8 protein-coding genes are annotated in these 8473 nt (G+C 64.9%); 5 read left to right on the top strand and 3 right to left on the bottom strand.

Translation table 11 applies throughout. The features are described 5' to 3' along the window. Nucleotides 1-296, top strand: a 296-nt coding sequence (locus QZ326_RS09485; RefSeq protein ID WP_295744448.1) for a DUF711 family protein, incomplete at its 5' end; no start/stop codon positions are given. 50 nt (nucleotides 297-346) lie between these two features. On the opposite strand, the gene QZ326_RS09480 is transcribed toward QZ326_RS09485, so the two are convergent. The 3 genes from QZ326_RS09480 to QZ326_RS09470 form a co-directional block, all read right to left on the bottom strand. Then, the gene (locus tag QZ326_RS09480; RefSeq protein WP_295744445.1) at nucleotides 347-1375 is read right to left on the bottom strand and encodes a hypothetical protein; all 1029 of its coding nucleotides are present in this window, start codon (nucleotides 1373-1375) and stop codon (nucleotides 347-349) included. A 114-nt stretch (nucleotides 1376-1489) separates the two neighbouring features. Further along, complete coding sequence (locus QZ326_RS09475) at nucleotides 1490-2656, bottom strand: hypothetical protein (RefSeq protein WP_295744442.1); 1167 nt, start codon at nucleotides 2654-2656, stop codon at nucleotides 1490-1492. Next, nucleotides 2643-3176, bottom strand: coding sequence for an RNA polymerase sigma factor (locus tag QZ326_RS09470; RefSeq protein ID WP_295744439.1), 534 nt, complete (start codon nucleotides 3174-3176; stop codon nucleotides 2643-2645). Before QZ326_RS09470 ends, QZ326_RS09475 begins: the two co-directional genes overlap by 14 nt. Nucleotides 3177-3445: 269 nt before the next feature. Between QZ326_RS09470 and QZ326_RS09465 the strand changes: the two genes are divergently transcribed. From QZ326_RS09465 to QZ326_RS09450, 4 genes are all read left to right on the top strand, one after another. After that, nucleotides 3446-3685: a hypothetical protein gene (locus tag QZ326_RS09465; RefSeq protein ID WP_295744436.1), complete on the top strand. Its 240-nt coding sequence runs from the start codon at nucleotides 3446-3448 to the stop codon at nucleotides 3683-3685. A 160-nt stretch (nucleotides 3686-3845) separates the two neighbouring features. Beyond that, nucleotides 3846-6044 (top strand): M15 family metallopeptidase, encoded by a 2199-nt coding sequence (locus QZ326_RS09460; RefSeq protein ID WP_295744434.1) that lies wholly within the window; start codon nucleotides 3846-3848, stop codon nucleotides 6042-6044. A 434-nt stretch (nucleotides 6045-6478) separates the two neighbouring features. After that, nucleotides 6479-7843: a VCBS repeat-containing protein gene (locus tag QZ326_RS09455; RefSeq protein WP_295744431.1), complete on the top strand. Its 1365-nt coding sequence runs from the start codon at nucleotides 6479-6481 to the stop codon at nucleotides 7841-7843. Between the two features lie 21 nt (nucleotides 7844-7864). Further along, nucleotides 7865-8473 (top strand): response regulator transcription factor (locus QZ326_RS09450; protein ID WP_295744428.1); only part of this gene is annotated, 609 nt, incomplete at its 3' end.

The raw sequence follows: 8473 nt of genomic DNA, 5'->3' as shown, positions 1-8473 counted from the left end.
TGGAGGCCATGACCTGCGTGTGCTCCGTGGGCCTGGATATGATCGCCGTCCCCGGGGACACCCCGGCGGAGACCGTGGCGGCCATCATCGCCGACGAGGCGGCCATCGGCATGGTGAACAACAAGACTACCGCCGTGCGGCTGCTGGTGACCCCCGGCAAGACGGTGGGGGACACCATCGAGATGGGGGGGCTTTTGGGCAGCGCGCCGGTGATGCCGGTGCACCGGGAGTCCAGCGCGGATTTCATCGCCCGGGGCGGGCGGATTCCCGCGCCATTGCACAGCCTGAAAAACTGAGAGAGACGGAACGGGCCCGGGAGGCATTGCCTCCCGGGCCCTTGTTGATCTTATTTCCCGGCTTCCGTGTTTTTCACGCCGACATGCTCCGCCATGAAGATCAGGACGTCCCTGTCCAGGTTACCCTGAAGAAGGAAATTGATCTTCGTCTCCGGGTCCGTCCAGAGAAGGGAGCTGCAAGTGGAGCCCCCCAGCGTTGCAGAGGTCTCACTGTCTCCCGTCTTCGCCACAACTGTGAGGACCTGTGTCTTCTCCTGCCAGAACCGGGCCTCCGAGCCGTTCACCTTCACCGTCTCCACCGCGCCGGTCCCGCCGGTGTGCAGAGGCAGGGTGCTGTATGTCCAGGAGAAGCCGCCGGATCCCTCCACGGACCACTGCTCTTTCACCACCTCCGGCAGGGTACTGCGGGAAAAGAGGCTGGCGCCGGTGGGTAAGATGGTGAGCGCGTACTCCGGCAGGGGCTCCGATTTGACCTCCGCTACGCTCTCGGCGATCTTCTCCATTGTGGCCTGATCCAGACTGCCGGACAGCCAGAAGAGATTGCCCTGTTTGTTCTCCCAGACCAGGTCGTTGGTCAGATACCCGTGAGAGGGGACTCCCTGGTAGAAATCTGCGTCACAGCCCTGGACCTTGGTCTTGCGCAGGATGCTGTCGCCGCTTACAGCGGCCCCGGCCGCGGCGCCCAGGCTTCCGGTGGGACGGAGAAAGCAGGAGAAGTTCATCCGGTCCTCGCCGTTCTCATAGCTCCAGTCGGCCGTCACCTCCCCCTTCAGCGGGACCCCGCCGGTGGAGGCACTGCTGAGGGCGTAACCCTCCGGCAGCCAGGAGGGACGGAAGGCGGGAGGCTGCTCCCCCTCCGGCACCTTGGCGGGGGCGGGGCCGGTGTAGTAGAGATAGCCCTCCAGATACTCCCGCTGCCAGACCCGGCCCGGGACGGTCTTGGAGACCTGGGACGCCGTTTTGCCCGTCTCGTCCGCCGCTTTTTTTCCGGCGGGGGCCGCCAGAGCGGTGGTACAGAGGCTCAGCGCCAGCGCCGCCGTAGTGAGCCCTGCCAGGATGGATGTCATGGTCTTTTTCATAAGATTCTTCCTTTCTTTTCCGGCGGAGAGGAGCGCCCTCCCGCCTCGTTCTGACAGGTAAACGGAGGGGGAGAGAAAAGTATCCCGGCATTTCCAAAAATTTTTGAAAATTTTTCAGCCGCCGGCCTCTGTGATGTTCTCCGCGATTTTCAGGAAGTCCTCTTTTTCCAGATAACCCGTGATCCGGAAGGAAATGCCGGTCTCGGGATCGGTCCAGAGCAGGGCGCTGGTGGGCCGGCCGCTCAGTTCGATGGTGGTGGAATCCTCTCCGCTTCCAATTGACATTGTCAGCGACTGGGTGGGGACCTCCGTCAGAAATTCCGCGGGAATTCCCCGGACCGTCACCGCCTCCGGCACGCCCTCCTCCGCCTCTCTGGGGGCGCTTAGCTCATAGGAGGAATATGCCCAGTCAAAGCCCCCCTGGTCCAAAATGTCCCACGTCTCCTGGACAAACTCCGGAAAGGCAGCGCCGAAGCCGGACCGCTCCTCAGCGCCCTCCGGCACCCAGCCCAGCCGGTAGTCCGGCAATGCTTCCCGGGCCTCTGCCACGCTCTCTCCGATGCGCTCCAGGGTGGCCTGGTCCAGGCCGCCGGACAGCCAGAAGAGGGTGCCCTGTTCATTCTTCCAGACCAGATCGTTGGTTATATACCCGTGGAAGGGCTTTCCCTCGTAGAAGTCCGCGTCATATCCCTGGACCGTGGTTTTGTGCAGAGTGCTGGAGGCGTTCACGGCGGCCCCGTACGCGGCGCCGACGCTCCCGGAAGGCCGCAGGTAGCAGTGAAAATTCAGAGTTTCCTGACCCTTTACATAGGTCCAGCTGGCCGTCAGATCCACACCCGCCCCATCATAGTGCGGCCCCGTCTGACGAGCGTCCTCCAAAAGCCATCCCTCCGGGACCCAGGTGGGACGCCAGACGGGAGTCTGCTCCCCCTCCGCGATCTCATCCGGAGCGGGGCCGGTGTAGTAGGTGTATCCTTCAAAGGTCTCCCGGAACCAGCCGATCACCGCCGCCCGCACCGTGGGGCTCACCGCCATCAGGCTCCCCAGGGCCAGGGTGCAGGCCAGCACCACGCAGGCCGCGGCCCGGGCGATCTGCTTCCACAGGGGCCGGGCCCGCCGCCTCACCCAGTTCCAGGGGTCCGCCAGCAATCGCATCCGCTCCCGGCGGTACCGGGGCGAGAAGTCCGGCTCCCAGTCCGGCAGCTTGTCCAGCACCGTCTCGTACTGGGCCAGGTTGGCCTCCATCAGCCCCCGGCGCAGAATCTCGTCAAACTGCCGCATAGTGGTATCCCTCCTCCTCCAGACGTTCTTTCAGCATGGTCCGGCCCCGCAGCACCCGGCTGGCCACGGTGGACTCGTTCATCCCCAGCCGCCGGGCAATCTCCCGGTTGGTCTGCTCCTCCACCAGTTTCAGCTCCAGAATCCGCCGGTAGCCCTCCGGCAGGGACCGGATCAGGGAGACGAGATAGTCGTACTCGTCCTCCCGCTCCTCCCGGGCCGGGGGGTCCCAGTCCTCGGGAAAGGCCGCGGTCCTCCGCTCCGTCCGCAGAATGTCCAGGGCGCAGTTTTTGGCGGCGGTGACGGCGTAGCCCTCGGTCTCGTCCCAGGGCAGGGCGGACACCCGGTCCCAGCGGCGCAGCAGCTGGAACCAGGTCTGCTGGGCGGCGTCCTCCGCCCGGGTGGGGTCCCCCAGCACCCGCAGGGCCACCGCGTAGACGGTTTTCTCGTATGCCTCGTAGAGCCGGGTGAACCGCCGCTGGTCCTCCTCCGTCTCCAGCATGGCAAGGTACATGGCAAGCATGGAAACTCTCCTCCTCTTCTGTGGGGTTTGCGCTGTCTCTGCCCTGTAAACGGCGCAGAGGGTAAAAGTATCCCGGATTTGAAAAAATTTTTTCTGTTTTTATGATACCACAGACGGGCTCCCGGCGCAAAAATCCGGCCCCGCGGGGCGGATTGGCCTGCCGCAGAAAAAAACGGTTTGACATCAATCTGTATAAGTTTTATGATTATGACGTCAGGTGGCTGTACCGGCGTCCGTCTACGGCAGCCTGATATGGAGGAGAGGGAACCGTGAGAAGAGTGTTATCAGTTTTGCTGGCCATGGCGCTGCTGTGCGCCCTGTGCGCCTGCGGCGGCCGGACCCGGACCGCGCCGGAACCGGCGCCGGAGAATCAGGCGGCGGAGCCCGCCCCGAAGCCGGAGGACCCCGCCCCCGCGCCGGAGACGCCTGCGGAAGAGCCCGCCAAGCCCGCCGGAGACCCCGAGGCCGCCGCCCGGGGTCTGGTGGGCCGTCCGGTCAGCGAACTGTAAGCCGCCATCGGCAGGCAGCTGCCGGCGGACTACGCCCTCAGCCGCCTCATCGACGGCGAGCGGATATGACGGCTTTGTGGTCTGCACGGAGCGGGGGGCGGACTGCGAGACGGTGTACGCCGTCATGCAGGCTATCCAAACTTTTCAGGAGGGATCTCCGATGAAGCACAAAGGCTGGCTGATTGGGATACTGACCGCCGCGCTGGCGGCGGGGCTTCTGGCCTATTGTATTACCCCCGGCGTCAGGCGGCCCTCTCTTGCCAGGGGGGACATCCTGGTCTGCATGGAGGCGGATGGGAGCGTCTCCCTCTCCTGGCCGGACGCCGGGGAGGGCAGCGTCTACCTGGTGGAGCTCCACAGCGACGGGCAGAGTCTGCGGCAGCGCTCCGGCGAGTCCCTGCTGTCGGTCTCCGGCGTGGCCCCGCCCTTCCGGGTGCGGGTGCAGGCGGCGGCCTCCGGCAAAAATCTCCTGGGCATGGACCGGGAGCTCACCAGCCTGACCAGCCTGAACGCGGAGGTGGCCTCCGCTGCTCTGGAGATCCCGGTCCTCACCGGAGAGCCGGAGGAGGGGGCCATGACCTTCTCCTGGGAGAGGGGGCAGAGCCCGGTGTACGCGGTGTGCGCACTGAGAGACAGCGTGTACCTGCCGGTGGCCTCCTCCAGCGGAACGGGGACCTTCCTGCGCTTTGACGGCAGGAGCGGACTGGCCATGCCGCAGCACGGCCAACCGCTGGAGCTGGCGCTGCGGGCGGGAGCCCCCGGGAAGGGGTATGTGCTCTACGGTCCGCCCTCCCAGCCCATCACCGTGGAGCGGGGGGATCTGCTGGGGGATACGCTGGCTCTGTCCGTCCGGGAGACGGAGCCCCGCGCGTACACCCTGGAGTGGACCGAGGCCAGGGGCAGTGAATACGAGCTGCAGGAGTGGCGGGACGGCGCCTGGGAGACGATGGACCGGCCGGAGGCCGCGGAGAGCTTTTGCTATGACCTGGGCCGCTTGGACTCCGGCTCCTATCACCGGTATCAGGTGCTGACCCGGGACCGGAACGGCCGGCAGCAGGTGGGGGAGGAGGTCTCCTTCTACGCCTCCGTTTCCACGCTGTACTGCACCGTCTGGCCTATTATCGACCTGGATTTTTGCGGGAGCGCCGGGGAGTCGGAGATTTTGGACCGTATCCCGGCGGGAACAGCCCTGTGCGTTTTGGAGGAGGACGGCCAGTGGTTCCGGGTGCGCTATAAGGACCGCTACGGCTTCGTGGACAGCCGTTACTGCATGATTAACCTCTCTGAATACATAGGGGATTACTGCTCCTATGATATTACAAATAGTTATTCGTCTGTTTTTAAGGTCCACGAGAGTCCCATCGCCGCAATCACGGACCAGGTGATTCCGGGATTTGAGCATATGCGCACCGAGGAGGACGGCTTCCTGGTGCCCTATCTGTACCCCAGCTCCCAGAAGCTGCTCTCCGCCGCACAGGCCGCCCTGGAGGACGGCTACCGGCTGAAGATCTACGAGGCCTTCCGGCCCAACGAGGCCACCCGCTACCTCTATGATACCGCGGCGGCGAAGCTGGGAGACCCGGCTTTGGTGCTGGACGAGGAGGAGAACGTGGTGGACCCCGTCACCGGCTGGCGGGTGGATCTGGCCAGCGGCTTTTGGATCGACCCGGAGACGGAGGAGCTGACCGACCCGGCGTCGCTGCTGGAGCCGGAGGAAGCGGCGGAGCCGCCGGCGGACGGAGCGGAGGGGGACCCCCTCCAGACGCCGGAGGACGGCCTTCTGGAGACCGGCGGGGATACGCCGGAGACAGAGCGTGAGGACCCGGGAGAGACTGCGGAGCCTCCGGCAGAGGGCGGGGAGGAGTCCCCGGAGGAGGTCCCGGACTATCCCACCTACGGCGCCATCATGACGGACAACGGCCGCTTCCGCCTGGGCAGCTTCCTGGCGGCGGTGACCTCCGCCCACAACCGGGGCATCGCCCTGGATCTGACGCTGGAGACGGTGGATTTCCCGGCGGAGCTGGAGATGCAGAGCGCCATCCACGACCTCAGCTGGTATTCCGCCGTCTATCTGAACAACGGCAACGCCGAGCTGCTGGCTGAGTACATGACCGGCACCGGTATGGTGGGGCTGAGCTCTAAGTGGTGGCACTTCCAGGACAACGAGACCCGGGAGGCTATCGGCCTGACCAGCTATCTCTATAAGGGCGTGGACGCCGGCGGCTGGACCCGGGATGACCGGGGCTGGCGCTACCGGGACCCCGGCGGCAGGTATTACCGGAGCACCACCGTCACAGTGGACGGCAAGCGCTACTCCTTGGACCGGGACGGCTACACCAGCCAGGCCCCGGCGGAGTGAGGCGGACACGGATTCATACGGTTCCGAAAGGACCGGCGGGGCGTTCAGGCTCCGCCGGTCCCTGTTTCGCGGCCCCTGCGGCGCAGCCGCGCCGCGGGCCTGAGATGCGGCGGCTATAAAAATCCAAAGAGGGGCTACACAAAGTCCGGGAAATGTGGTATTATAATCAGACAGTTTGAAAGAAATCAAAATTCTTTTCAAGCGCCGCGGCATACATACCGCGGCAGGCCGCTGAAAGCGGCCCTGGTTTGGATTTTGCAGTCAAATCCCGGCGTGCTTTGCCGGTCAAGGCGGTTTGATGCTGTCATACTCTTTGCATGGCAGGGAAAATCAACGCAGAGCGGCCGAAAAGGCCTGCTGTTTGGGCGTTTTGACATTTGGGCATATATACATCAATCAGAGTATATCCGTATGGACGAAAGGGGGACAGAGCCGTGAGACACTGGGGCCGGGTATTTTTGGCGGCGGGGGCGCTGGCACTGGTGCTGGTGTGTACCGCCGGCTGCGGCGCGGGAAGCGGCTTTACCCTCAACCCCCAGGATCTGTACGGCCTGCCAAAGCTGCCGGCCAAGTATACGGAGCTGAACAACCGCATCAACGCCATCCTGAGCGGCGGCGCGGAGTACGCCGCCCCGGTCTCCGGCGCCAACATCCAGCCGGTGCAGCTGACGGACCTGGACGGGGACGGCCGGGAGGAGGCTGTGGCCTTTTTCCGCAACCCCGGCGATGAGCGGCCGCTGAAGATCTACATCTTCAACGCCCAGGAGGACACCTATGACCTCTCCGCTGTCATCGAGGGCAGCGGCACCGCCATCTACAGCGTGGCATACAGCGATTTGGACGGAGACGGCAGCACGGAGCTGGCGGTGGGCTGGCGGGTCAACGCGGATCTGCTGGCGCTGACCGTCTACGCCCTGCGGCCGGAGGGGCCGGAGGAGCTGGTGCGCACCGACTATGTGCGCTACGCCATCGTGGATATGAACCACAACGACCTCCAGGAACTGGTGGTGTTCCGGGCCAATGAGGAGGGCGAGGCCATTGCCGACTACTACGGCTGGCAGGACGACGGGCTTGCAGTGAAGTCCACGGCCCGGATCTCCATCACCATGGCGGAGCTGAGCCAGCAGGGCCGGGTGAGCTCCGGAATCCTGGAGGACGGCCTTCCGGCCCTGTTTGTCACCGGTGTGACAGAGGTGCCCCGGGCCATCACCGATATTTTGACGCTGCGCAACGGGGAGCTTGCCAACGTGGTGGTGTCGGACACCACCGGCGTCTCGGCGGAGATCGCCCCCTTCTGTTCGCTGTACCCCACGGACATCAACGGCGACGGCGTGACAGAGGTGCCCCGGCCGGAGCCCTTGCCCAACTGGTACGAGGGCGACCAACCCTACCAGCGCATTGACTGGCGCAGCTACGACAGCCAGGGAGAGGTGACCCTAGTCCAGAGCACCTATCACAACATGGAGGACGGCTGGTATCTGCGGCTGCGGGACGAGTGGCGGGAGCAGATTCTGGTGAGCCGGACCCTCTCTCAGGACGAGGTGTCGGTGACCTTTTTCATAGCCGGGGGCCGGGGCCAGCCGCCGGAGCCCTTCCTGCGGATTACCGCCGTCACCGGCGCCAACCGGGAGAGCCGGGCGACGCGGGGGGGCCGCTTCAACCTCAGCCGCCAGCAGGAGACCTTCTACGCTGCGGAGCTGCTGGAGGCCAATGAGACCTGGGCCTACGGCGTGACCGAGGACCAGGTGCGGGAGGCGTTCAGCCTCATTGCCGCGGAGTGGTCCGTGGGCGAGAATTGACAGGGATTGGAGAGTGAACCTATGAGAAAAGTGTTGGTTTTGGAGGATGAGTCCAGTATCCGCAGCTTTATCGTCATCAATCTGCGCCGGGCGGGCTACGATGTCATCGAGGCCGAGGCCGGCGAGGAGGCCCTGGAGAAGCTGCGGGAGAACCCGGACACTACCGTGGCCCTGCTGGACATCATGTTGCCGGGGATTGACGGCTTTGAGGTCTGCCGCCGCATCCGGGCCACCAACACCCGTATCGGCATCATCATGCTCACCGCCCGCTCCCAGGAGATGGACAAGGTGACGGGTCTGATGACCGGCGCGGACGACTATGTGACCAAGCCCTTCTCCCCGGCAGAGCTCACCGCCCGGGTCGACGCCCTGTTCCGCCGGGCCGGCGGGGAGGAGCCGGTGCTGGCCGGAGAGATCCGGCAGCCGCCCTTTTTGCTGAACACCCAGAACCGGACGCTGGAGAAGAACGGCCAGCGGGTGAAGCTGACCCAGGTGGAGTACTCCATCATGAAGATGTTTATGGAAAACCCGGGGAAGGCCCTCAGCCGCGAGGAGATTCTGGACATGGTATGGGGGCGGGACTACTTCGGGGAGCTGAAGATCGTGGATGTGAATATCCGGCGGCTGCGG

Origin of the sequence: uncultured Oscillibacter sp. (assembly GCF_910587525.1) — a bacterium.
GTDB lineage: Bacteria > Bacillota > Clostridia > Oscillospirales > Oscillospiraceae > Oscillibacter.
The sequence above is the reverse complement of the archived record's forward strand: the minus strand, read 5'-3'. Positions and strand labels throughout refer to the sequence as shown.